The 23398-nt window shown below is 68.4% G+C and carries 22 protein-coding genes; 12 read left to right on the forward strand and 10 right to left on the reverse strand.

What is annotated here, in order from left to right:
- The first annotated feature begins 56 nt into the window (after positions 1-56).
- Positions 57-1685, forward strand: coding sequence for a DUF6119 family protein (locus tag FCN18_RS26530; RefSeq protein ID WP_158303183.1), 1629 nt, complete (start codon positions 57-59; stop codon positions 1683-1685).
- Positions 1686-1908: 223 nt separating this feature from the next.
- Here the strand turns inward: FCN18_RS26530 and FCN18_RS26540 are convergent, their stop codons facing one another.
- The 9 genes from FCN18_RS26540 to FCN18_RS26580 all read right to left on the reverse strand — a co-directional run bounded on the left by FCN18_RS26540 (position 1909) and on the right by FCN18_RS26580 (position 9729).
- Complete coding sequence (locus FCN18_RS26540) at positions 1909-2850, reverse strand: hypothetical protein (RefSeq protein ID WP_137096386.1); 942 nt, start codon at positions 2848-2850, stop codon at positions 1909-1911.
- Positions 2847-4190, reverse strand: a complete 1344-nt coding sequence (locus FCN18_RS26545) for a hypothetical protein (RefSeq protein ID WP_113641888.1) — start codon at positions 4188-4190, stop codon at positions 2847-2849. The genes FCN18_RS26540 and FCN18_RS26545 overlap by 4 nt, the downstream gene beginning before the upstream one ends.
- A gap of 4 nt (positions 4191-4194) precedes the next feature.
- A complete protein-coding gene (locus tag FCN18_RS26550) occupies positions 4195-4506 on the reverse strand; it encodes a DUF6403 family protein (protein ID WP_112268011.1) in 312 nt (103 codons plus the stop codon).
- 522 nt (positions 4507-5028) lie between these two features.
- Entirely contained in the window at positions 5029-6192 is a 1164-nt protein-coding gene (locus FCN18_RS26555; protein WP_137096387.1) for a CaiB/BaiF CoA transferase family protein, read from the reverse strand.
- Positions 6189-6491, reverse strand: coding sequence for an indolepyruvate ferredoxin oxidoreductase subunit alpha (locus FCN18_RS26560; protein ID WP_112268009.1), 303 nt, complete (start codon positions 6489-6491; stop codon positions 6189-6191). Before FCN18_RS26560 ends, FCN18_RS26555 begins: the two co-directional genes overlap by 4 nt.
- A complete protein-coding gene (locus FCN18_RS26565) occupies positions 6488-7741 on the reverse strand; it encodes an FAD-dependent oxidoreductase (RefSeq protein ID WP_113641872.1) in 1254 nt (417 codons plus the stop codon). Before FCN18_RS26565 ends, FCN18_RS26560 begins: the two co-directional genes overlap by 4 nt.
- Entirely contained in the window at positions 7738-7968 is a 231-nt protein-coding gene (locus tag FCN18_RS26570; RefSeq protein ID WP_137096388.1) for a hypothetical protein, read from the reverse strand. The genes FCN18_RS26565 and FCN18_RS26570 overlap by 4 nt, the downstream gene beginning before the upstream one ends.
- Before the next feature lies 1 nt (position 7969).
- Complete coding sequence (locus FCN18_RS26575) at positions 7970-8455, reverse strand: aromatic-ring-hydroxylating dioxygenase subunit beta (RefSeq protein ID WP_112268004.1); 486 nt, start codon at positions 8453-8455, stop codon at positions 7970-7972.
- Entirely contained in the window at positions 8452-9729 is a 1278-nt protein-coding gene (locus FCN18_RS26580) for an aromatic ring-hydroxylating oxygenase subunit alpha (RefSeq protein WP_112268002.1), read from the reverse strand. The genes FCN18_RS26575 and FCN18_RS26580 overlap by 4 nt, the downstream gene beginning before the upstream one ends.
- A 261-nt stretch (positions 9730-9990) precedes the next feature.
- Here FCN18_RS26580 and FCN18_RS26585 point away from each other — a divergent pair, with 261 nt between their 5' ends.
- The 9 genes from FCN18_RS26585 (at position 9991) to FCN18_RS26625 (ending at position 18876) form a co-directional block, all read left to right on the forward strand.
- Complete coding sequence (locus FCN18_RS26585) at positions 9991-10605, forward strand: TetR/AcrR family transcriptional regulator (protein WP_112268000.1); 615 nt, start codon at positions 9991-9993, stop codon at positions 10603-10605.
- A gap of 225 nt (positions 10606-10830) precedes the next feature.
- Positions 10831-12222, forward strand: coding sequence for a phenylacetate--CoA ligase family protein (locus FCN18_RS26590; RefSeq protein WP_112267998.1), 1392 nt, complete (start codon positions 10831-10833; stop codon positions 12220-12222).
- Positions 12219-12980, forward strand: coding sequence for an enoyl-CoA hydratase/isomerase family protein (locus FCN18_RS26595; protein ID WP_137096389.1), 762 nt, complete (start codon positions 12219-12221; stop codon positions 12978-12980). The genes FCN18_RS26590 and FCN18_RS26595 overlap by 4 nt, the downstream gene beginning before the upstream one ends.
- The gene (locus FCN18_RS26600; protein ID WP_112267994.1) at positions 12977-13780 is read left to right on the forward strand and encodes an enoyl-CoA hydratase/isomerase family protein; all 804 of its coding nucleotides are present in this window, start codon (positions 12977-12979) and stop codon (positions 13778-13780) included. The genes FCN18_RS26595 and FCN18_RS26600 overlap by 4 nt, the downstream gene beginning before the upstream one ends.
- A complete protein-coding gene (locus tag FCN18_RS26605; protein WP_112267992.1) occupies positions 13777-14517 on the forward strand; it encodes an SDR family NAD(P)-dependent oxidoreductase in 741 nt (246 codons plus the stop codon). Before FCN18_RS26600 ends, FCN18_RS26605 begins: the two co-directional genes overlap by 4 nt.
- A 43-nt stretch (positions 14518-14560) precedes the next feature.
- Positions 14561-15334 carry a class II aldolase/adducin family protein gene (locus FCN18_RS26610; protein ID WP_228714145.1) on the forward strand — a complete coding sequence of 258 codons (774 nt, stop codon included), beginning with the start codon at positions 14561-14563 and terminating at the stop codon, positions 15332-15334.
- Positions 15335-15401: 67 nt separating this feature from the next.
- Complete coding sequence (locus FCN18_RS26615) at positions 15402-16781, forward strand: MFS transporter (RefSeq protein WP_137096390.1); 1380 nt, start codon at positions 15402-15404, stop codon at positions 16779-16781.
- Complete coding sequence (locus FCN18_RS26620) at positions 16778-17704, forward strand: 2-dehydropantoate 2-reductase (protein WP_137096391.1); 927 nt, start codon at positions 16778-16780, stop codon at positions 17702-17704. Before FCN18_RS26615 ends, FCN18_RS26620 begins: the two co-directional genes overlap by 4 nt.
- Complete coding sequence (locus tag FCN18_RS26625) at positions 17704-18876, forward strand: thiolase family protein (RefSeq protein WP_137096392.1); 1173 nt, start codon at positions 17704-17706, stop codon at positions 18874-18876. The genes FCN18_RS26620 and FCN18_RS26625 overlap by 1 nt, the downstream gene beginning before the upstream one ends.
- A 1202-nt stretch (positions 18877-20078) precedes the next feature.
- On the opposite strand, the gene FCN18_RS26630 is transcribed toward FCN18_RS26625, so the two are convergent.
- Positions 20079-20714, reverse strand: a complete 636-nt coding sequence (locus FCN18_RS26630) for a TetR/AcrR family transcriptional regulator (protein WP_112267982.1) — start codon at positions 20712-20714, stop codon at positions 20079-20081.
- Positions 20715-20838: 124 nt separating this feature from the next.
- Between FCN18_RS26630 and FCN18_RS26635 the strand changes: the two genes are divergently transcribed.
- On the forward strand, positions 20839-22437 hold the full coding sequence (locus FCN18_RS26635; RefSeq protein WP_137096393.1) for an AMP-binding protein: 1599 nt from the start codon (positions 20839-20841) through the stop codon (positions 22435-22437).
- The gene (locus FCN18_RS26640) at positions 22434-23378 is read left to right on the forward strand and encodes a fumarylacetoacetate hydrolase family protein (protein WP_137096394.1); all 945 of its coding nucleotides are present in this window, start codon (positions 22434-22436) and stop codon (positions 23376-23378) included. Before FCN18_RS26635 ends, FCN18_RS26640 begins: the two co-directional genes overlap by 4 nt.
- The last annotated feature ends 20 nt before the right edge of the window (positions 23379-23398 follow it).

A 23398-nucleotide genomic window follows, 5' to 3' on the forward strand; every position in this document is an offset into this window, starting at 1 on the left:
GTTCTTCAGAGATGGAGCAGAGTTCGCTCAGTACGCGTCGCACTAATGTGTACCGAATGTATCGATCGGACAACCTCCATGAGCTGCTTTCCTTAAAGATTCGCGAGAATGTAGAGGGCCGCTTCTCGATTCGCACCATAGAAGTTGGATCTTCACCAGCGTTACTAGTATCTGGCGAATCAGGTAGTGGCCCAGTTGAATGGACGGAGACCGTTAGATCTCTAACCGGAATCGATCTGGGCTTTACGACCACTGCGGCTTCGGCTGCACTTTTTATCGACGTTGATGGCGCCTACTATACCCTTGCGTTCGGCCAAGGCTGGCGATACATGCGCGAAGGCAAGGTCGATCGCCAGTTTGGCATTGATGTAGGCGTACGAATGCTTGACCCAGACGAGATCAAAGACGTCACAAGATGGGCTTTAAGTGCAAAGTCTCGTGTCGACCGGAATATGGTTCCGGGCGGACAAGGCTTATGGGCTTTCGGTCTGCGCGAGCACGCTGAACTTGTGCGAAGCTTAAGCGGTAAAGCTCACGATAACCTTCCTATTGATCTAACCTATGTGCGCCGCCGGGGCAAGTATCGGAATTTTCGACTGAGCGTGGAATGTGGGGAAGGTCTGCACATTCATTTGGGTATCACCGGGGACTCGCTGGTGTCCGACCTTCGTGAGCTGACACGAATCGTCGACGAGGTCGAGGTGAATCCTCAGCTCGAGCCATTACAATGGGTTCGCCGATTGGGGCCAAATCATGATATGCGAGAGCTTCTTGACTCGGAAGCCGTCGATCTTTTGGCGGATCCTGACGTCACCCGTGGAGAAGTAGGCATCGCGTATCCATCAAGGTATTACGATGGTCCAACGGTGCAAAGATACTCCGGAAACATTGGAGATTTCCGTATAGATACCGAGGAGCTATCGATAGAAAAAATCCGCATCGGAGTTCGCCAGCGCCCGAAGAATGAATATCTGCGAACCTTGCGGTCCAGTACTATTGAAGGTTTAGACGGGAGTGGCGCGAGTCTTGGCGGAGAAGTGTCGGCCCTGCATTGGATTGCCGCAGAGATTGTTGACCCCGACTATCATTATATCCTCCTGGACGGTGATTGGTATAGTCTTGGAGACCAATATTTGCGCCATGTTGATCGGGTCGTGAAATCTGCATTCAAGGAGCAACCGCCGTGGACCTTGCCCGCGTGGAATTCTACGCCACTCAACGAAAGACGAAAGATCTATGAAAAGGATTACAACGAGAATGTACCAAAGCTCGATGGACGATTCCTCTGCTTGGATCGCAAGCTAGTTAAGACAAGAGTTCATCCTCAGGGTTTCGAAGTTTGCGACTTGCTGGGCCCTAATGATGAGTTGATACATGTAAAGAAGGTGAGCAGTGATACTGGCTCTTCGGTCTTGAGTCATCTATTTGCGCAAGGCCTGGTCGCCATTGAAAGCCTGACGGATGCCGAAACTTGGAAAGAGTTTCGAGAGATTATCCGAGAGCGTGACCCGAGTCGTGTCAGGCGGTTAGGTGCCCGCCCAGCCGGGTTGGTATATGCCATACATCGGTCAGACAAACCCCTTGAGCCCAGGACTCTCTTTACCTTTGCTCGATCGGCTTTAGTGTCTGCATCAGTTGCACTTAACACCTTCGGGATTCCACTGCAGATCGTAGTCATTCCCTAATGGTTTAAGTGTCAGAATCAGATCTCTTCAGTCGATTTCCTGGCTACCTTAATCTGCGATTCGGTTCGCTCAACGGCGGACTAGAGAACTGGTGCCGCGCCGGTGATGAACTGGGTGACCAGGTGGTCGGGCCCGTAGCGCTGCTTGATCTCGGCGATGCGCTCGTCGGCCCTGACGGTCTCGCCGTCCGGCGAGGTCGCAATGGTGACCTGCCTGGGCTGCCTCAGCGGGCGGACCTCCCCGTGCGCTGCTGAAGGCGCCGATCAAGCCGGGCAAGGGCTCGGCTCCGGTCGATCAGCGCCTCGATTTTGCCCGCGAGGTCCGCCGTGCGGGACTCGTCGGCTGTCGTGATCTCGGGCAGCAGCTCGGTGTAGTCGGCCACCAGCTTGCGGTACTTGTTCAGGAACTGTCGTTGCTCGCTGGTGGCCATTCCGGTCTTCACGCCGCGTCTCAACCGCGCATACCTGCTGTCGAGGTCGATGATCTGCTGGGCCAGCACGGCGGCGCTGGCGCCGAGGAGAGTCCGCGCGTCGTCGGCGGCGTCCAACCTCTCCCGGCGCCTGGCCTCCAGCTTCCCTGCCTTCCGCGCACCGAAGTAGAGCACTGCGGCACCGGCGACCACGGCGCCGATCGCCGCGGCGGCTATCAGGTAGCGGGGCAGCGACGGGCTGATCGTGCGTGCACCGTCGGGAACCACTTCCGCCTTGACGAGCTGGTCGTAGTTCACCGCCATGACCTTCAGCGCCTCGAGCGGTTCATCGCGGAACTGGTCGATGCCGCGAACGATCATCGACTCGATGACCATGCCAGTGCCGATGTCCTCGGTCGTGTGGGTGCACGGGTAGCGGTCGTACTCGTCGGCTTCCCTGCTGAGCGGCACCATCACGGTTCCGTTCGCGGCATTGCTGGTGCTGTGACAGGCCTCGCGCAGATCGGCACCCGGCTCGAGGAAGGCCACGGTGAGCCTGCGGTTGCCGATGATCCGCTCCGCGGCGGCCTCGTCGAGTTCGACACCGGGCGCGATGTACACCGAGGATCCGCGCAGTTCCTTCGCGACCGCCCCGTCGAACACTCCGCCCGTCCACAGCGCCCACCCCGCGAGCACGCTGCAGCCGAGTACGGCTATCCCGAACAATGTGCTGAAGAACCGGCCGAGTCGTCTCATCCGAGTCTGCCCTCGAGGTAGTTGCGCGGCCGGTAGTCGCTGCGGCCGAGCAGCCGAGCGGTTTCGTCGAGTTCGTTCTCGGCGTCGTCGAGCAAAGTGCGCACCTGCGCCGACGGCAGGTCGGACTCCAGTGCCTCGGTGGCCGCCCGCAGCTTGCCGATGCCGCGCGTCAGCGGGGGATCACTGCGCTCACCGCTCAACCCCGACACCTCGATTGCGAGCGCGGTGAGCCCCGCCAGGCGGGAGTAGTGGCGTGATTCGCTCACCGCCTGGGGCCGCCTCAACGACCGCGCCGAGAGGGCGAGGAAACCCGCCACGCATACCGCGAACAGCCACGGCAGCGCGGGCATCGTCACCTTCAACGGGTCGAACGGCAGGTAGGGGAGGGGCCGGTCGAACAGGCCGGCGTAGCGGACGTCGGTGACGCGGTTCAGCCACGCGTTCAGGACGTTGCGCTGAGGGTAGTCGTAGGTGGCGAGGCGAGTGCCGAACTGGGAGTAGAACATGGCGCTCACCAACTCGGCGAAGTCCGCCGCGCCGGGACCGTCGTACTCGATCCACGAGCCGTACATGACCACGATCGGCCGGTCGGGGAAAGCCCGCGCCAGTGCGGGGCCGTACCGGGGGACCGGTTGGCCGAACGGCTGCTGCGGCAACGCGACGTAGAGCGCGTCCGCATCCGGGAAGGCCGTAGCCGTCGCCGCCTCGGGCACGCCCTCCAGCGTCGCTCCCTCCGCGACGTGCAACCCGTTCGCGCGCAGATCGGCGGTGACGGCGTCGAGCTCGGCGGCGCTGGGTTGCCGCCAGCTGAAGGAGTCGTCGACGGTCGGCGACTCCCGCTCCTGGGCGTGGTGGATCATCGTCACCAGCAAGGCCGTGACATCGCCGGAAGCGAACTGGGCCCGCCACTCGGGAATCGCATCGGCAGTGGCCTGGTACACCCCGCCACTGACTTTGGTGCCGACGATGGTGATCGTCGCGCGTTCGACGTCGCGGACCCGGCCACGCTCGGCTTTGTCCAGCCCCGGCGGCGCCACGAGGATGCGGATGTCGCTGTCACCGATCGCCTCGCGCACGACCTGCTCGTCCCACCGCGCGATCGATCCCGGCAGCCGGACGACCGGCTCGGCGTCGACCATCGCGGTCATCGCCTCGACCGACGGCACGGTGGCCTCGCTCAACTCACCGGCCTCGCCCTCCACGACCGCGTCCGGCGACGACGGCGACCGCCCGTAGCTGACGTCGATCTCCTCGCGCTGGGACACCAGGAAAACGACCAGTAGCACCACGGCCGCGCCGAGCAACGACCAGCGCACCCACTCCTTCGTCCGACGCCCCACGCGCTCAACCACGGCGGGCCGCCCGCCAGAGCCGGTCGGCCCGCTCGGCACACCTGGCCGCCTCCTCGGCCGCGAGGACACCGCCCCGGTCGGCGGCAATCGACTCCGCGCGGGCCAGCAACTGCTCGGCCTCGGCGACCCGAGCGGCACACGCGTCCCGGCTCACGGTGGCGCTGTCGATCGCCGCCCGCGCGGTGGACCACGCGACACGGCGGCGCACGCCGCGAGCACGCAGCCGCGGCAGCAGCGTGCTCCCCACGCCCGCGGCGACCAGAACGACGCCGCCGACGAGCCAGACCGACCACGACGCGGACACGCAGCGCCACCCCCCAAGCGCATGAGCGCTCGGAACGAGCGCTGCCTCAGCTGCAGATTCTGCATGATCACGCGCACCCGAACTCCGGCCACCCGCCACCCGCCACGGGATGCCTGCCTCCAGCGGGACGGGGCTCCGTCGGAGCCCGGCGAGACGACGTCTGGGACCGTCCGTGTTCGACGGGGATGTCGGGCGTCGGTTTCGGAGCAGGTCGGTTGCCCGTGTTGCACGCACGAGCGCGGGCCGTCGGTGCGGACGGCATCGACGTGGCAGCAAGGAAAGTCGGCGAGCTGCGGCTGCGTGGTCCTGGGCGCACCCGCGGGTCATGTCGGTCCGCGACCGCACCGGCACCTCGCGGGGCGGGCGCCACAGCGAGGCGTGACACCGCCGAGCCGGACCGCGTCCGGCGTTCCGGCGCCAGGGCCCGGGCGCCAGATGCTGACGGTGATGCTGGACGACCTGCCGTGAGCACGAGAATCCGGCGGAGCGAGGTCGCCTGATGGGCGGCAGGGGCTGATTCGCTCAGCCCGTGTTAGCCCGCATCGCGATCCGCTTCTCGATCAGCCCCCGCGCGTCCAGTCCGCTGTCACGCAGAACGTTCTCGGTGTCCTGGCCCGGACGTGGTGCCTGCCGCGGCGCGCGGGTGGCGTGCCCATCGAGGCGTGGCGCCGTGCCCGGCTGCAGTACCCCGTGGCTCTCGACCAGGCTGCGCCGGTGGGCGAGGTGCGGGTGCTCGATCGCCTCCTTCAGGCTCAGCACGGGGGTGACGCACGCATCGGTTCCCGCGAAGTGCTCGGCCCACGCGTCCCGCGTACGCAGGGAGAAGGCGCGGGCGAGAACCGAGCGCAGGTCCGGCCACCGATCGCGGTCGTACTGATCCCCGGGAGCCGCCTCGGCCCGGTCGATGTCGAGGAGCCGGAGGAGTTCCGCGTAGAACTTCGGCTCGATCGCGCCGACGGCGACGTGGCCGCCATCGGCGGTTTCGTAGACGGTGTAGAACGGAGCGGCTCCGTCGAGCAGGTTCGCGCCGCGCTGGTCTGCCCATCGTCCGGAGCCGAGCATGGAATGGATGGCGGCGAGCAGGTGGGACACTCCGTCCACGATGGCCGCGTCGACAACCTGGCCCCGACCGGTGGTGTCGGCCTCCAGCAGTGCTGCGAGCACACCGATCACGAGGTAGGTGGCTCCTCCGCCGAAGTCGCCGAGAAGGTTGAGCGGAACCTGGGGCGGGCCCCCTGCCGCGCCGATCGCCCCCAGCGCGCCGGTCAGCGCGATGTAGCCGATGTCGTGCCCGGCGGTATGCGCCAGCGGGCCGTCCTGGCCCCAGCCGGTCATCCGGCCGTAGACCAGCTGCGGATTGCGGCTCCGCACGTCCCCGGGGCCGACCCCAAGGCGTTCGGCGACGCCTGGGCGGAACCCCTCGATCAGGACGTCGGCACGCTCGACGATCGCGTGCACCGCGTCGACCCCTGCGGGCTTCTTGAGGTCGAGCACGACGGACTTCTTGCCCCGGTTGAGGATGTCGGCGGCGCGCGGCGGTGGTGCCCCGCCCGATGCCGTCGGTCGCTCGATCCGGATGACCTCGGCGCCAAGGTCTCCGAGCATCATCCCCGCGAACGGAGCGGGCCCGATCCCCGCCAGCTCGACGACGGTGCGCCCGCCGAGAGGGCCGCCGGCGGGGTTCACCTCGGCACCGCCCGGTGGGGAAGCGCCGAGACCTCGGGGTGGTCCCCGCCATTCGAGGAGCGGATGCCCTGGCTGAACTCGGCGTTGATCCGAACGAAGGCGGCGCGGTCGTCGGGGATCTCGTCGGCGAAGAAGATGGCCTGCTGGGGGCAGACCGCTTCACACGCACCGCAGTCGATGCAGCTGTCCGGGTCGATGTAGTGCATTCGGTCGCCCGGCTGGATGCAGTCGACCGGGCACTGCGCCAGGCAGCTGCGGTCGGTGATGTCGAGGCAGGCGTCGGTGATCACGTAGGTCATGGCAAGCGGTCTCCTGTCGCGGTTCCGATCCGCACGAGCCTGTCCAGTTCGTGGATCGTGGTGCGGTTTCGTCCGTGGGTTGCGCCGAGCGCGGTCTCGGCGCGGTCAATGCCGAGCCAGCCTGGCCAGGTCACGACCCGCAGGCCTGTGGTCGGCGCGGGATCGTGGTCGTCGTTGTCGTCGGGGGGAACGTCGGCGAGCAGCGTCTCGGCCGTCTCCTGCGCGCACGCCTTGTTGGCGCCGATCACGCCTGTCGGACCACGCTTGATCCATCCGGTCACATACAGCCCGGGCGCGACCCGCCCCTTCTCGTGCGGCACGGTGGCCGTCGCATCGTCGAACGGCAGGCCGGGAAGCGGCCGTCCGCGGAAGCCGATCGCGCTCACGGCCAGGTCGACGGGCAGGAGGGTGGGACCGGGAAGAGCGACGGCCTCGACTCGTCCGGCCCCACGGAACGCCGCAGGTGGGCTGTGGAAACGAATCGTCAGGCTGCGGCCTGCGCCCCGGGGCGCGCAGCTCCAGCGGCGGAAGATCGCCAACCGGGCCGCCAGCGCGCGATCGGCGACGCTCGGGCCGGGGTCGTCGGTGGGCAGGACGGCCGGGTCCACGCGCAGGTCGAGATCCGGCAGGGACTCGAACTCGGCCAGTTCCGCTGGGGTGAACCGGGTGTCGGCGGGGCCACGGCGCACCAACATGTGCACCTCATGGGTCGGCCGGGCGTCGAGATCCCGCAGGACGTGCTCGGGCACGTCGGTGTGGCTCAGACCGCGGCCACCACGTAACAGGATGCGGGCGATGTCGAGTGCGACGTTCCCGGCTCCGATCACGGCGACGCGGCGGCGCTCGGCGGGCCGGTACCGCGCGCCGGGCCGCCCGTTGTACCAGTCGACGAGGTCACCGGCCGGGACGTGACCGGGCAGGTCCTCACCCGGGATGGCCAGCCGCCTGGTGCCGGGAGCCCCCACGGCGACGACCACGGCGGCGTAGCGACCGCGCAGTGTGTCGAGCCGCACGTCCTTGCCGATCTCGACGTTGCCGAGGAAGCGCACCCTCGGATCGCTCAGCGTGCGGGACAGCACACGGGTCACGGACTTGATCTTGAGGTGGTCGGGGGCGACGCCGTAGCGCACGAGCCCGAACGGTGTCGGGCTGCGGTCGTATACGTCGACGAGCACATCGGGCCTGTCCAGCAGGGCCGCGGCCGTGAACACGCCGGACGGGCCGGCCCCGACCACGGCGATACGTGTCATCGCGGTTCTCCTTCTGGGGCGGGGTCGGCGGTCCAGCGATGCCGCGACGGGTCCAGCAGCGCCCTCAGCTCGGACTCAGGCGTCCACACGAAGGTCTCGAGAAGCAGGGCATCGAACCACGCGACGCGCCCCGTGCGGTTGTCCCTGACGCGGAGCCTGCGGTCGTTTCCGGCCTCGTCGACGGCGACCGTCACCGAGGCGAACTCGTTCTCTACCGTCTCGTCCATCTCAGATCAGGAAGGCGAGTGTGGGCAGCGGCTGGTCCGCGTTGACGAGGCGGACCTGCTTGCGCGACATCAGGATGCGGTCGTTGTCTTGGACGAGGGTGTGCTCGACCCGGCCAGCCCAGATGGTGATCCCTCTGGCGCGGGACTCGACGGCGACGAACGTCGCCTGCGTCCGGGTGCCGTCGGTGTCGTGGCCGACGATCTCGATGTTGGAGATCAGCCGCGCTACGGCGCTGCGAGGGTCCTGCGAGTGCCGCTTGCCGGTCTTGAGCTGCGCGACGCGCAGCGCGATCCGTGAGCGATGGTCGCAGATGATGGAGATGCGCTCGTCGGTGTCCGTGCTGTCCGCGACCGGCACCCAGTACAGCGCGTCGTCGGTCCAGAGCGCCTCCCACTCGTCGTAGCGGCCCTCGTCCGCGAGGCGGGCTTCGCGGTAGAGGAACTGCTCGGCGTCGGCGAGCGTGATCGCGTTGGCTGGAGCGGTCATGCCGGGCACTCCTCCGTGAGCAGGGTCCGGATGTGGCGCCAGATGGCGCGCTGGGTGGTCTCGTCGGTGGCCGCTCCGGCGAGGTGGCCGTCGGCGTCGATGTGCTCGCGGTTCAGGCCCCTTCGCAGGACCAGCCACTCCGGCAGGCGCGCGGCGACACCGCGCTGGTTGCGCTCGTACATCTCGGAGTCGTCGGCGAGCAGGAATCCTGCCGGTCCGACCGAGCCGCTGACCTGGTGCAGCAGGCGCCGGTTGAGGTCAGGGGCGCCCGCGAACTGCAACGGCGTCACGTGCTGGACCGTGCGGTCCACCGCCAGGGGCTGGATCACGAAGAGCTGGATCTCCGCGATGAACAGATTGGGGAATATCATGATGTGGGGTGAGCCGTCCACCAGGATCTCGCGCGCGGTCGTGTCGCCGTGTCGTTCGCGCATCGCCCGGCAGTAGTCCGGCAGCCGCTGCTCGGTGGTGCCGAACCAGGCGAGCGGGACGTCGATGTGGCGGAACTGCGGGCGCAGGTCGTGCTCGGTGTGACCGCCGCCGAGATCACGCGCGGTCGCCGCGGACTTCTCGCTGTACACCTCGGCCACATGGCTCTCGCCTACCTCGAATATCGAGGAGTGGACGAACTGTGGGTGGTAGCCGTCGGTCTCGTTCTCGACCAGCATCTTCCAGTTGGCCCGCACCTCGTGCCGCAACCAGCCCGCGGTCAGCTCGACCCGGCCCAGCGGCGAGAGCCGCGCGACGCGGTCGAGCGCCTCACGGGCACTGCCGAGGTGCTCCAACAGCGTCGGTCCCTCCTCGGCGAAGCTGCCGAAGACGAAACCCTGGTAGGCATCCGTCCTCGGTACCCGGCCCAGGCCCAGACCGGACTTCGGGGTGTCCGGCCCGTAGCCCTGCCGGAACGGGTAGCCGAGCAGCGCTCCGTCGGGCCCGAAGGTCCAACCGTGGTACTGGCACCGCAGCGCACCGGTGTTGCCCCGCCTGGCCTCGCAGAGCTGGTTGCCACGGTGGCTGCACCGGTTGAGCAGCAGGTGCACGCCACCCTGCCGGTCACGGGACATGATGATCGACTGAGGGCCGATGCTCTTCACGACGTAGTCGCCGGGCTCGGGGATCTCGCTCTCGTGGCCGACGTAGACCCAGGTTCGGTACCAGATCCGTTCCATCTCGTCGGCGAAGACGGCGGGGTCGGTGTAAAGCGAGCCGTGCACTCGATCGTCCTCGATCAGTCGCTGGTAGCGGGAACCTGACGAGGGGGTTGGGGCAGTCAACGGCGACTCCTTCCTTTAGGGGCCGGGCCTGCCGGCACGACTCCGCAATATTAACCGAACGATCGGTTCATAACAAGACTGACTGGCTGAATGGGCTGCGGCCCCCGTCGAGTTCGGCCGTGCCGGCTCCGCTCGGTGGTGACGCCGTCCGGCATGTCGTCGCGAAATCGACCGCTCGGTCGAATGCTAAAGTTCGGTGGGGCCTGGGGTCGGACCCGCGTCCGCGGTCCCGGGGGCGGCTGCGGTCGGAGTGGAGGAGATGTGGCCCGGATCAGCAACTCCGTTCGGCAGCCGTTTCGCGTCGACGAGATCGTTGACATCGCCGTCGGCGTTTTCCTCGAGCGTGGCTACGACGCGACGTCGATGGGCGATCTCGCCAAGGCTGCAGGTATCACGAAGTCCAGCTTCTACTACCACGTGAGCTCGAAGGAGGAACTGTTCGAGCTCGGCGTCGGACGGGCGCTGGACGCGTTGTTCCTGGTACTCAAGGAACACGAGTCGGTCGCCGGTCCGGCTGTGGGTCGGATCCGGCATGTCCTCCGCCGCCTTGTCGAGATCGTCACCAGGCAGCGTCCGGAGGTCGCGCTGCTGGTGCGCGCTCGCGGCAACACGCCGGTGGAGAAGCGTGCGCTGGCGCGCCGCAAGCAGTTCGACCTCGCCATGACGCTGATGGTCGAGCAAGCGATCGCCGAAGGCGGTCTGCGGATCCGGATGGAACCGGCGTTGTTCTCCCGGCTCGCGCTCGGTGCCGCCGTTTCGGTCGTCGAGTGGTACCGGCCCGGTGGCTCGGTCTCGGCTCGCGACCTCGTCGACGCGGTGGAAAGCCTTGTCTTCGACAGTCCGGTCGACGAGACGGCCGCCCCAGCCAACCCCTGATTCCTCCCGAGCGGTCTGACGCCGCTCTGGCTTCATTCCGTGTGCTGCCGTGCGCGGGGAGTCGCGACGACCGCTGACCTCATTGCGGTTTGTCGGCCTTTCCGCGCGGTGCACGGTCGCAATGCCTTGACCGCAGGGGGTCGCGTGTGCATTCTATTATCCGAACGATCGGTTGATTTTTGGACGCGCTCCGCGTCCGCGCATACTTGGCAAAGGGGCCCGACCGTGACCACCACCTACTGGTCAGCCGACATCGAGACCATGCCCCGCGAGCGCATCGAGCTACTCCAGTTCGACCTGCTGGCGGACACACTCCGACGCTGTACCAACGTTCCGCACTACCGCGAGGCACTCGCCAGGGTGGGTGCCGAGCCCGGTGACATCCGCGGTCTCGACGACCTGACGGCGCTACCGTGCCTGGACAAGTCCATGCTGCGAGCACTCCAGCCTTGGGGGATCCAGGCCGTGCCGCTGGGCGAGGTCGCCCGGCTGAACGCGACGACGGGCACGACCGGGCTGCCGTGCAACATCGCCTTCAGCCGTTCCGACCTCCGCAACATCGGCGAACTCGGTGCCCGGAACCTGACCGCGATGGGAGTCCGTCCCGACGACGTGGCCTGGCAGTGCTACGGCTACGGGCTCTGGATCGGGGGTTCTTCCCTCGACCGGGCATTCGAGGAAATCGGCGTCACCACGTTCCCGGCCGGACCGGGCCGGACGTCGCTTGCCATCGAACGGTTGCGGGACCTCGGCGTCACCGTTCTCTCCTGCACGCCGACCTTCGCGCTGCTGCTGATCGAGCGTGCCCAGGAGGCGGGCGTGGATCCGGGCACCGACTGGAAGCTGCGCGTAGGGATCTTCGGCGGCGAGACGATGAGCCCAGCCGCCATGTCCCGCCTCGCCGCGGCGATGCCCGCAGGCTTCCGGCCGCACAACACCTACGGCACCACCGAACTCGGTGGGCCCTTCGTGGCCGGGACCTGCGAGCACGCGGCCGAGCAGGGAGCCTTCCACGTCTGGGCGGACCACCATCTGATCGAGATCCTCGACCCGGAGACCGACGAGCGCATCACCGAACCCGGTGTGCGTGGGGAGCTGGTCGTGACCACCTTGCAACGGCAGGCATCCCCGATGTTGCGCTGGCGCACTCGTGACCTCACCTCCTGGGTCGAAGACTCCTTCGACTGCCCCTGTGGCCGTCGGGGCCATCCGAAGATCAGTTGGATCTCCGGGCGCAGCGACGATGTGCTCAAGGTTCGGGGTTCGCTGGTCATGCCCTCTCAGGTCGAGGACGTCGTGTGTGCCGCCGTCGGCACGGGCGTCGGATGGCAGCTGGTGGTCGACCGCGACCCGGACGGTCTGCGGGCCACCGAGGCGATCGTGGTGGTCGAGCTCGCCGACGGCGCCGATCCCGGCACACCGTTCGAGCTCGAGTCCCGCCTGCGGGACCGTCTGGGAATCCGGCTTCCCGTCGTGGCGGCCAGGGCAGGGGAGCTGCCCCGTTACGAGGGGAAAGCACGGCGTGTGCTCGGCCTCGCCGAGTTCGCCGACGTGGCCCCCGCCGTCGCCGGCCGGTTGCCCGGCACACCGATCTCCTCCGAACCGGCCGTCCGGTGACCGTCCGGCGCGAGCTGCGCGGCCAGGTCGGCCACGTCGTCCTCGACCGTCCTGCCGAACGCAACGCGGTCACGATCGGTCTTGCGCGGGAGCTGGCCGAGGCCGTCACCTCCCTCGCGGCCCGTGCTCGCGTCCTTGTCCTGAGCGGGGCGGGCCCCGACTTCTGCGCGGGCGGCGACGTCGGCGCACTCGCCGCGCTGCACGCCAGGGGGCGGGACGCCACCGCCGAGCTGTTCGGTGCTTTCCGCGACGCGTGCCGGGCGATCAGCTCCGTGCCGGTACCGGTGGTCGCCGCGGTGCACGGTCACGCCGTGGCCGGTGGCTTCGAGCTGGTGCAGGCCTGCGACCTGGCCGTGGTCAGCGCGGACGCACGGATCGCCGACATCCACTGCCGGTACGGCCAGGTACCCGGCGGGGGGTCGACCCAGCGACTGCCGCGGATCGTCGGCCGCCAGCGAGCGATGGGCCTGATCCTCACCGGCGAGGTGATCGGCGGCAGGCAGGCCGTCGAGTGGGGCCTCGCCTACCGCGTGGCGGAGCCGGGGGAACTCGACCGGACCGTCGAGGAAGTCGTCGACCTCCTCCTGGCGAATCCCGCTCCGGCCATGGCACGCAGCAAGCAACTCGTGAACCAGGCACTCGCCCACTCACTTGACGCGGGACTGGACATGGAGACCGAGCACGTACTCGACCACCTGGAGGCCGAGGGGCATGCCGCCTTCGCCGCCTTCACCGACCGGAAGGCCAGGAGCCGATGACCTCCCTTATCGACAGCGGTGACGTCCTGCTCGACATCCGCGACGGCGTCGCCGACCTGCGCATGAACCGTCCTGACGCGGCCAACGGCATGACGGTGGGGCTGCTGCGCGCGCTGTACGACGCGCTCATGGCCTGCCACCGGCGGTCGGATCTCCGAGCGCTGGTGATCAGCGGAAACGGCCGCCACTTCAGCGGCGGCGGCGACGTCAAGGACTTCGCCTCGCACGGCGAAGCCCTTCCCGAGCACCTGCGCGAGGTGACCTCCTGGCTGCAGATCTCGGTCTCGGCGATGATCCGCCTCCCGGCGCCCGTTGTGGCCAGAGTCCAGGGATTCGCCGCGGGCGGGGGAGGCTTCGGTCTCGTGTGCGCGGCGGACTTCGTCGTCGCGGGGGAGAGCGCCCGGTTCCTACCGGCCGCGACGAACGTCGGCATGGCCCCGGACGCGGGCACGACCGTGACGCTGAGCCGCATCGTCGGCCTCCGGCAGGCCATGCGCATCATTCTCACCAACCCCCGGCTCACCGCGAAGGATGCCTACGAACTCGGTCTCGTCACCGAGGTCGTCCCCGACGGAGAGCTCGAACAGCGCGCCGAGGAGCTCGCCCGCACGCTGGCCGCTGGCGCCCCCCGTGCGATCGCGGCGACGAAGCGGCTGTTGTGGGACGGTGTGGGACGGTCGGTCGAGGACGCACTGCCCGATGAGGCCCGGACCGTCTCCGAGCTGTCCGGCAGTGCTGACGCACGCGAGGGTCTTGCCGCGGTGCTGGAGCACCGGGCCCCCGTGTTCACGGGCCGATGACCGCCTCGGCCACACGGCGGCGGGCCGTCGTGACGGGAGCGGCGCGCGGGATCGGCGCGGCTGTCGCGGCGCGGCTGGCGAAGGACGGCGTCGATGTCCTGGTCACCGATCTCGATGGTGCCGCCGCGGCGCGGACCGCGGCTGCGATCGGCGCCCGGTCGGCGCCGCTCGATGTCACCGACCCGGATGCCGTACAGGAACTGCTCGGGGCAGGGACGTACGACATCCTGGTCAACAACGCCGGGTGCGACGACTTCGGCTGGTTCACCGAGACCACCCCGCAACGGTGGCGGCACGTACTGGCTGTCAACGTGGAAGGGGTGCTCGCCTGCACCCGGGCGGTGCTTCCCGCGATGCAACAGGCCCGCTACGGCCGCATCGTCACGGTCACCTCGGAGGCGGGGCGAATCGGCTCCAAGGGCAATGCTGTCTACGCGGCGGCGAAAGCGGCCGTCATCGGATTCGGCAAGTCGATCGCCAGGGAGAACGCCCGCTACGGCATCACCGTCAACTGCGTAGCCCCCGGCCCGACCGAAACACCGATGGTGCAGGCGATCCGGGACAGCGGCCCGCACGGCGAGCGCATGCTCACCGCGATGATCGCTGGTACTCAGCTCGGCAGGCTCGGAACGGCGGAGGAAATCGCCGCCGGGGTTTGCTTCCTCGCCTCACCCGAGGCGTCCTATGTCACCGCCGAGACCCTCGGGGTCTCCGGCGGGATGGGCCTCGGCGGCTGACCGGTGTCGTCCACTGAACACTCGACTCCTCGAAGGAGCTGTCATGTCTGATGTTCCACGCACGATGGTGTTCGCAGAACCGCCGGCCTTCGCCTCTGTCGCCGACGAACGCCGCGACCGCAAGCAGCGGCTCGCGGTCGCGCTGAGGGCGTTCGCCAAGCACGGGTTCGACATGGGCGTCGCAGGCCACATCACGGCCAGGGACCCCGAGTTCTCCGACCGCTTCTGGGTGAACCCCTTCGGGATGCATTTCGGGCAGATCAGGGCAAGTGACCTGATCCTCGTGGACCACGACGGCGTCGTGGTCGAGGGCGAGGGGATCCTCAACACCGCGGCGTTTCGGATTCACTCGGAGATCCACGCCGCCCGGCCCGATGTCGTCGCCGCGGCGCACGCTCACAGCGTCTACGGCACGACATGGTCCGCGCTCGACCGGCCCCTGCTTCCCCTGACCAACGAGGGATGCATGTTCTTCGAGGACCACGTGCTCCACACCGATCACACGGGGGTCACGCTCGAGGAGCTCAAGGCCAAGACCATCGCACAGAACCTCGGCCCGCATCGCGCGGCCGTGCTGCGCAACCACGGGATCGTCACGGTCGGCCGGACCGTCGACGAGGCCGCGTGGTGGTTCATCGCCTTCGAGCACAGCGCCCACGTGCAGCTGCTCGCCGAAGCGGCAGGCGACCCGGTCCCCGCCGACCCCGAGGACGCCCGCGCGGTGCGCGACACGATGGGCACGCCGCGGGCGGCGTGGTTCAGCTTCCAACCGCTCTACCAGCAGATCGTGCACGAGCAGCCGGACGTCCTGCAGTAACAGAACCAGCAAAACCAGCAGAACCAGTAGAGAGCCCACCCGCCCCGCGCGTTCGAGAGGATCAACGATGACCCACGCGCCTGACCGACCTCCCGTCGACACCGTGAGCACCTCCGCCGCCCCCGTTCCCGAGCCGCGCCAGATCCGCCGCGCGGCGTGGGCGAGTCTCGTCGGCACCACGATCGAGTGGTACGACTTCTTGATCTACGCAGCGGCTGCCGGTCTGGTCTTCGGACAACTGTTCTTCCCGGAGTTGGCGACCTCCTCAGCCGTGCTCGCCTCGTTCGCGACGATCGGAGTCAGTTTCTTCGCACGTCCGCTGGGCGGCATCATCGCGGGCCATCTGGGTGATCGGATCGGTCGCAAGGCCATGCTCGTGGCGACCCTCATCCTGATGGGCGCATCGACGACGGCGATCGGCCTGCTGCCCGGGTACGCCACGATCGGCGCCGCTGCGCCGATCCTGCTCGTGGTGTTCCGATTCCTGCAGGGCCTGTCCGCGGGTGGCGAGTGGGGCGGGGCGGCGCTGCTCGCCGTCGAGTACGCGCCACCGGGCAGGCGCGGGTTCTACGGGTCGTTCCCGCAGCTCGGTGCTTCTTTCGGGCTGGTGCTGGCCAACGTCGCCCTGCTGGTCGCGGCGGCGGCGACCACCCCCGAGCAGTTCGTGGCGTGGGGCTGGCGCATCCCGTTCCTGGGGAGCATCGTCCTCATCGCCATCGGCTTCGTCGTGCGCTCCGGCGTCGAGGAGAGCCCGGTGTTCCAGCAGGTCCGCCGCAGCAACGCGCGGCGGCGCGCTCCGCTGGCGGTGCTGCTCCGCGAACACCGGCGCGCACTGCTCGTGGCCGTCGGGCTCTTCGTCGGTGTGAACCTCTGCGGCTACATCATGATCGCCTTCATCGGCACCTACGGGACGACCGCACTGGGGATGAGCCGACGCCAAATGCTGCTCGTCGGCACGGTGGGAGCGCTCTCCTGGGCATTGTGGACAGTTGTCGGGGCGCGCTGGTCGGACCGGCTCGGGCGTCGGCGGACCTACCTCTTCGGCACGCTTGCGATGGGGGCCTGGACCTTCCCGATGTTTCTGCTGCTCGACACCGGTTCGCTGGGCTGGATGCTGGTGTCGGTGTTCGGACTCGCCATCGGCCTCGGCCTGACCTACGGTCCGCAGGCGGCGGCCTACGCCGAGCTGTTCCCACCGGAGATCCGCTACAGCGGCTCATCGCTGGCCTACGCGATCGGTGCGGTGGTTGGCGGAGGGTTCGCGCCACTCGTGGCGGCCTGGCTGCTGGAGCGCACCGGCACGTCGCTGTCGGTGAGCGTGTACATGCTGCTCGGCTGCGTGGTCACCCTCGTCGCCGTGTTCGGCTGGAGGGAACGCTCCAGGGCCGAGCGGGAGGCGTTCGTGTCCACGGTCGCGCATCCGGGAACGAGGGCCGACGCCGAATGAGCACGGTCACCGTCGTCGGAGCCGGAGCTGTCGGAGTCGTGCTGGCGGCCGCTATGTCCGACGCAGGACACGACGTCGTCGCCTGCAGCCGGACCTCGGCCCCGCTCGCCGTCGAACGTGACGGCGTGGTGCGGGCTCCCGCCGTCCGGGTCCGTACGGACCCGGCGACGGTGACCGGCTCGGACTGGGTGCTGCTCTGCACCAAGGCACAGGACACCACCTCCGCGGCCCCGTGGCTGTCCCGGGCGTGCCACCAGGGAACCACTCTGCTGGTCTGCCAGAACGGAATCGACCACGTCGAACGGGTGGGTGGACTCGCCGGTCCCGCCGACGTACTGCCGGCCCTCGTTTACGTCGCCGCCGAACGGACCGGGCCCAACCGCGCACGGCACCGCCGCGGGGCGCACCTGGTGGTACCCGCCTGCCCGGCAGGGGAACGGGCCGCGGCCCTTGCCCCCGAGGGGATCGATGTCCGGCTCGAACTCGACTTCCGCACCGCCGCGTGGCGCAAACTGCTGACGAACGTCGCGGCGAACGCGGTGACGGCACTGACCGGCCGGCGAATGGAAGTCCTGCGCGAGCCGCAGGTCCGTCAGCTCGCCAGTACATTGCTCACCGAGACGGTCGAGGTCGGCCGCGCCGAGGGCGCGGCACTCGGCCACGACGACGTCCGCGCGACGCTCGACTTCTACGACCGGTTCGCCCCGGAGGACGGCACGTCGATGCTCTACGACCGACTCGCAGGGCGGCCGACCGAGCACGCGCTGTTCAACGGGACGGTGTGCGCGCTCGGACTCCGGCACGGGGTGCCCACGCCGGTCAACGACGCCGTTCACGCGCTCCTGCAGGCGACCGAGAATGCTCGGCCCACCCATCCACAACCGCAGGTCCGCCCGGCCGCGACAACCGCGAGGACGGCATGATGAACGCAGAGGTATGGATCGTCGACGCCGTGCGCACCCGCTCCGGCCGTGGCCGACCCGACGGTGCGCTCGCGAAGGTCCATCCGATCGACCTGCTCGCCGGGACACTCGCCGCGCTGGTCGAGCGCACGGGCGTCGATCCCGGCCGCATCGATGATGTCGTCGTCGGATGCGTCCAGCAGGTCGGAGATCAATCCGGGAACATCGCGCGCAACGCGGTGCTGGCCGCGGGGTTCCCCGAATCGGTGCCGGGCACCACGGTGAACCGGCAGTGCGGGTCGAGCCAGCAGGCTGTCGACTTCGCCGCGTACACCATCGCCGCTGGTGCGCAGGGCCTCGTCGTGGCCGCCGGAGTCGAGTCTATGAGCAGGATTACCCTTGGCAGCTCGCGACCCGCGGATCTCGGAGCCCGGCTGCGCGACCGTTACCGGGACGGCCTTGTCCATCAGGGAGTCTCCGCGGAGCTGCTGGCCGCGCGATGGAAGCTGGAGCGCGCGGAACTGGACGCCTTCAGTGCGGCGTCCCACCACAAGGCCAGCGCCGCGTGGGCGGCCGGTGCGTTCTGGAACGAGGTGATCGAGGTGCCGGGCATTCACCTCGGCACGGACGAGACCCTCCGGCCCGGGACGACCACGGATCGGCTCGCCGAACTGCCGCCCGCTTTCCATGACGACGCCGCCGCTGCCCGGTTTCCGGAGATCGAATGGCGGATCACCGCGGGCAACTCGTCGCCGATCAGCGATGGCGCGTCCGCGGTTCTGCTCGCCGCACCGGACCGTGCCCGAGCGCTCGGACTGGCTCCGCGAGCGCGCATCCGTGCCGCCTCGGTGGTCGGCGACGATCCCCTTCTCATGCTGACCGGCCCGGTCCCCGCCACCCGCGCGGTGCTGGATCGGGCCGGACTCGACCTGCGAGACATTGACGTCTACGAGGTCAACGAGGCGTTCGCGCCGGTACCGCTGGTGTGGGCGAGCGAGCTGGGTGCCGACACCGAGCGGATCAACGTGCACGGAGGGGCGATCGCGCTCGGCCATCCCCTCGGTGCCTCCGGAACTCGCCTGCTCACGACACTGCTCGGAGTCCTTGATGCCCGAGAGGGGCGCTACGGTCTCCAGACCATGTGCGAAGCAGGGGGAATGGCCAACGCCACGATCGTCGAGCGACTCGCCTGAGACCAAGGCCGGGCCAGGATGGGTCCTGCGATCCGTTGCTGCCCAAGGCTCGTCGAGGGCCCGCTTTCGAACGACCGCCACAGTTGGCCCGTACCTCGCCCGTGAGCTGCCGAGACGCATCCGTGAGGCCGACGGAGCTACTTCAGCGTGGAGGCGTTCCTCTCCAATGAGGAACCTACGGAGCTGCGGTAGCTCAGGGACGGACGGTGAGCCGCAGTCGATCATCCCACGGTAGGGCCGCTGGAACAGATCGCGTTTCGTGTCACCTCAACGGCGCCCGTCCGCCACTGCGCACGGCTCCGCCCACACTCTCGGCCAGCACGGCTGCGACCTTCTCGCCTCCGTGGGCTACGACGGCGAACACCGTCGTCGGGACGGGCGCTCGGCGGCGATTGCGTGGCCCCGCTGCCGAGGGGCCCTTGCGTGTGACGTTGCGCAGGCCAAGGTCGAGCCGTTGTTCGGCGGCGGTACGACTGTCGAAGTGCGCCCGGCCTCTTGTGCGACTTTGCGCAGCTGGAAGTCGATGTTGTCGAAGCCAGCCCGGTGTGCAGCGGTGGGGTTGCGAGCTGGCACCATTGGCAAACAGACACGCCTGTTTGTTAAATGGTCGGAGAACGCCGACCGATGATGTGAGGTGAATGAGTGAGAAAGCTCTGACTGTCCACACTGCACAGTTATCGCATTATGATGCCCTACCCGGGCAGAAGGCATCCGAGAAGGCGAGGATCGCGGCTCCTTTAGCGGCGGCCTCAGAAACCAACGACTCAGCTTGTCAATATTCTGGTCCGCATCGAACCAGGCCGGTTCGGCCTGCACGGCCGCCGCCTTGTATTTGTGGCCCTAATCGATCATCTCCGAAATTTCCTCACGCCGCGCTATCTTGGACGAGTTGATGGCTCGGAGTATATGGACTCGATCGCGGACGAATGCGCCACTCCGTGCGCGGTGAAGGGTAGTTCTGTGCATGTTCCCGTAGTCAGGCGGGGGGTTGTCGCATTCGGTCCCATCGAATCCCCGGTCGCCACAGCCACGCCGTCCTGCGGAACAATGCGTTTCCTGTCAGCCGCGCCCTTCATGCAGTGTCGCGGCCGTGCGGGTGGAGCGAGCGTTCTGGCCGTCTCTCGAGTGAACGACGAGGCTTGGCAGATTTCGCGGTTGCCGGAGGAATCAGCCGGTCCGGAAAGATGTGTCACCTGTTGGGGTCAGTCAGCCAATGCTCCCGACAGCACGGTATCGACGAGCGCCGCGAGCTCTCGGTCCAGTGCGAATTGCGGTGGCTCGTGGTGGATCCAGCGGACGACGGCGGAGTAGTAGCCCAGTGCAAGCAGGTGTCCGACCTGCGCCGGGTCGGCCGAGCCGCGGAGTCGGGCACCGTTCGCGGTGATGAGGTTCGCGAGCTCACTGCCAAGTGAGTGTCCCAGTAGCGTGTTGCTGTTCTTCAGGGACGGCGGCATCAGGGCTTTCGTCTCTTCGCGGGTCTCGGCGTTGAGTTTGGCGAGCGCCCCGAAGTAGTCCCCGAGCAGCTCCGGCAGCGAGCGCCGTTTCGGGTCGACGTCACCGAGTGCGGCGGCCGCCCGCTGCCGGCGGCGCAGCGCCCACTCGTCGAGGAGCGCGGCCTTGCGCGGGAAATGGTTGAAGACCGTCGTGCGGGCGAGGCCGGAGTGGACAGCGATGTCGTCCATCGAGGTCTCGTCGAAACCGTGCTCCGTGAACAGGGTGACCGCGGCCGTGTAGACGCGGTCCCGGCGCTCATTGCGCTTGCGGGTCCGGCGGGTGAGCGGGACCGGATCCAGGGTGCTGTCGGGTACGTGCAACGCGCGGGCCGCAGACGGGTTCATTTCGCCAAAGTAGAGCACATCCGCGCGAAGTTGTACTCGGGTCTTGCTTCGAGCGCGTGGATCCGTCTATGTTGCTTGCCACGAACTTGTACTTGAGTACGGATTCGTCGAAGGGTGGTGCGGCGTGGCATCGGATACAGACCTGGGCAGCAGCGTGTTCGCGCTGCTCGAGCGGCAGGCGACGGCCTCACCGGAGGCGCCGTTCCTGGTGTTCGAGAACGAGGCGGGAGCGGTGACCCGGCGCAGCTACGGAGCACAGCTTGCGCGTGCGACGGCGGTCGCGGCGCTGCTCGCCGGTCGCGGGGTCCGCGTCGGCGACCGGGTGCATCTGATGACGGCCAACCGGCCGGAGTTTCTCGACGTCCTCTTCGGATGCGCCGCGCTCGGTGCCACTGTGGTCCCGGTCAACCCGCTGTCCACCCCGGCCGAGGTTGCTCAGCAGGTCGAAGACGCGCGAGCCGTCCTTTCGGTGACCGACCCAGGCGTCCGGGACGTCGTGGCCGCGGCGGCGACCGGGATCCCGGTGCTCACCGCCGAGGAGATCGCAATCGCGCCGCACGCCGCACCGCCGGCCGCGGCGCGGACCGGTGCCGGGCCTGCCGCGATCCTGTTCACCTCCGGCACCACCAGCCGGCCGAAGGGCGTCCGTGTCACCCACGCCAACTACCTGCGGGTCGGTGCGGCACTGCGGGACCACCTCGGCGTCGGCCCCGACGACCGCTGGCTGGTCACCCTGCCGCTATTTCACGCCAACGCGCAGTACTACTGCCTGATGTCGGCTCTGACCGCGGGCGGTTCCGTCGCGCTGACGGCGCGCTTCTCGGCGAGCCGCTGGCCCCGCCAGGCCCGCATCCTCGGCGCCACCCTGGCCAGCCTGTTCGCCGCCCCGATCCGGCTCGTGCTGGCTCGTGCCGAACCGGGCCCGGAGGACGCCCGGAACGACCTGCGGCTCGTCCTGTTCGCACAGAATCTCTCCGATGCCGAGGGAGCGGAGTTCGAGTCTCGGTTCGACGTCCCGCTCGTGCAGCTCTACGGCATGACCGAGACAGTGTTGCCGCCGTTCGTCAACCCCCTCGACGAGCGGCGCCGCCGGGACTCGATCGGCCTGCCGCTGCCGGGTGTACGCACCCGGGTCGTCGACCAGTCCGGGCATCCGGTGCCGGTCGGGACGCCGGGAGAGCTGCAGGTCGCCGGGACTCCGGGAGTCGATCTCGCCGAGGGCTACGACACGGCGCCGGGCGCAAGCGACCCCGAGGGAGTCACGCCGTTGCTGCGGGACGGCTGGCTGTGCACGGGCGACCTCGTCCGGCTCGACGAGCAGGGCATGGCCTACTTCGTCGACCGGGCCAAGGACATGATCAAGCGGTCCGGCGAGAATGTCGCGGCGACTGAGGTGGAGCGGGTGTTGCTGGAACACCCGGACGTCGCCGACGCCGCCGTGCACGGCATCCCGGACCCGCTGTTCGATGAGGCGATCGTCGCCCACGTCGTCACCCAGGGCGGACGGACGCCATGTCCGGACGACCTTGTCGCGTGGTGCGCGGAACGGCTCGCCCGGTTCAAGGTTCCCAGCCTGGTCGTCCTGTGCGATGACCTGCCGCGGACCTCGGTCGGGAAGGTCCGCAAGGACGTGCTCCGTACCGAGACGCTCCAGAACCGACTGTCCCAGAACCAGGGTTCGGCGCGGGTCGCCGGCGACCCGCGACAAGGAGGCTCCAGATGAGATGGGTGACCTACGAGGCTGGGGACGGGCCACGCACCGGCCTCGTCGACGGTGACACGGTGCGCGGGCTTGCCGCGGGCGTCACGCTCCTGTCGCTGCTCGGCGACGGCGGGGAACGGCTGGCCGAGGCGGGCGCGGCGGTGCGCAGGGACCCCGCCGAGGTTCGGCCGCTGCACGGGGTTCGGCTGCTCGCCCCGATTCCGCGCCCGCCCTCGATCCGCGACGGCCTGTGCTTTCTTGATCACCTACGTGGCTGTTACCGCGCGCTCGGCCGGACCGAGGACCTGCATCCGGCGTGGTCGCAGACGCCGGCCTTCTACTTCGGGAATCCGGCCGCGGTCGTCGGGCCGTACGACGACGTGCCGATCGCACCCGGGTCGAACTGGTTCGACTTCGAGCTCGAGATCGGCGCGGTCGTCGGCCGGGGCGGCCGGGACCTACACCCGGACACCGCCGAACAGCACATCGCCGGCTACATGTTCTTCAACGACTGGACCGCCCGCGACCACCAGGTTCGCGACATGGCACAGGGCATCGGGATGGGCAAGTCGAAGGACAACGCCATCACCCTGGGACCTGCACTCGTCACCGCCGACGAGCTCGAATCGTACCGGCGTGACGGCCGGCTGGACATCGAGGTGTGCGCCGCGGTCAACGGCCGGGAGGTCGCTCGCGGCTCACTGGCCACGGCCGACTGGAGTTACGGCGAGCTGCTGGCGTTCCTGTCCAGGGGCACCGAGCTGCGACCCGGTGACGTGATCGGCTCCGGAACCATCCCCGGCGGCTGCCTGCTCGAGCACGTCGACACCCCCGACCCGGCGGTCTTCACCGGCTGGCTGACCCCTGGGGACACCGTCGTGCTGTCCGCACCCGCACTGGGTGAGACCCGTCAGACCGTCCGGCCCGCCGAGCCGGTGACACCCCTGCGGACCGGGTTCTGAGCCCGTTCCCCGACGTCCCC

The sequence above is a fragment of the Prauserella endophytica genome (assembly GCF_005146945.1).
Classification (GTDB): Bacteria; Actinomycetota; Actinomycetes; order Mycobacteriales; family Pseudonocardiaceae; genus Prauserella_A; species Prauserella_A endophytica.

What these genes read in the sequence shown, in the direction of transcription:
- FCN18_RS26530 (WP_158303183.1), top strand. Translation starts at nt 57, where the DNA reads ATGTATCGATCGGACAACCTCCATGAGCTGCTTTCCTTAAAGATTCGC.
- FCN18_RS26540 (WP_137096386.1), bottom strand. Translation starts at nt 2,850, where the DNA reads ATGAGACGACTCGGCCGGTTCTTCAGCACATTGTTCGGGATAGCCGTA.
- FCN18_RS26560 (WP_112268009.1), bottom strand. Translation starts at nt 6,491, where the DNA reads ATGACCTACGTGATCACCGACGCCTGCCTCGACATCACCGACCGCAGC.
- FCN18_RS26565 (WP_113641872.1), bottom strand. Translation starts at nt 7,741, where the DNA reads ATGACACGTATCGCCGTGGTCGGGGCCGGCCCGTCCGGCGTGTTCACG.
- FCN18_RS26570 (WP_137096388.1), bottom strand. Translation starts at nt 7,968, where the DNA reads ATGGACGAGACGGTAGAGAACGAGTTCGCCTCGGTGACGGTCGCCGTC.
- FCN18_RS26575 (WP_112268004.1), bottom strand. Translation starts at nt 8,455, where the DNA reads ATGACCGCTCCAGCCAACGCGATCACGCTCGCCGACGCCGAGCAGTTC.
- FCN18_RS26600 (WP_112267994.1), top strand. Translation starts at nt 12,977, where the DNA reads ATGACCTCCCTTATCGACAGCGGTGACGTCCTGCTCGACATCCGCGAC.
- FCN18_RS26605 (WP_112267992.1), top strand. Translation starts at nt 13,777, where the DNA reads ATGACCGCCTCGGCCACACGGCGGCGGGCCGTCGTGACGGGAGCGGCG.
- FCN18_RS26610 (WP_228714145.1), top strand. Translation starts at nt 14,561, where the DNA reads ATGTCTGATGTTCCACGCACGATGGTGTTCGCAGAACCGCCGGCCTTC.
- FCN18_RS26615 (WP_137096390.1), top strand. Translation starts at nt 15,402, where the DNA reads ATGACCCACGCGCCTGACCGACCTCCCGTCGACACCGTGAGCACCTCC.
- FCN18_RS26620 (WP_137096391.1), top strand. Translation starts at nt 16,778, where the DNA reads ATGAGCACGGTCACCGTCGTCGGAGCCGGAGCTGTCGGAGTCGTGCTG.
- FCN18_RS26625 (WP_137096392.1), top strand. Translation starts at nt 17,704, where the DNA reads ATGAACGCAGAGGTATGGATCGTCGACGCCGTGCGCACCCGCTCCGGC.
- FCN18_RS26630 (WP_112267982.1), bottom strand. Translation starts at nt 20,714, where the DNA reads ATGAACCCGTCTGCGGCCCGCGCGTTGCACGTACCCGACAGCACCCTG.
- FCN18_RS26640 (WP_137096394.1), top strand. Translation starts at nt 22,434, where the DNA reads ATGAGATGGGTGACCTACGAGGCTGGGGACGGGCCACGCACCGGCCTC.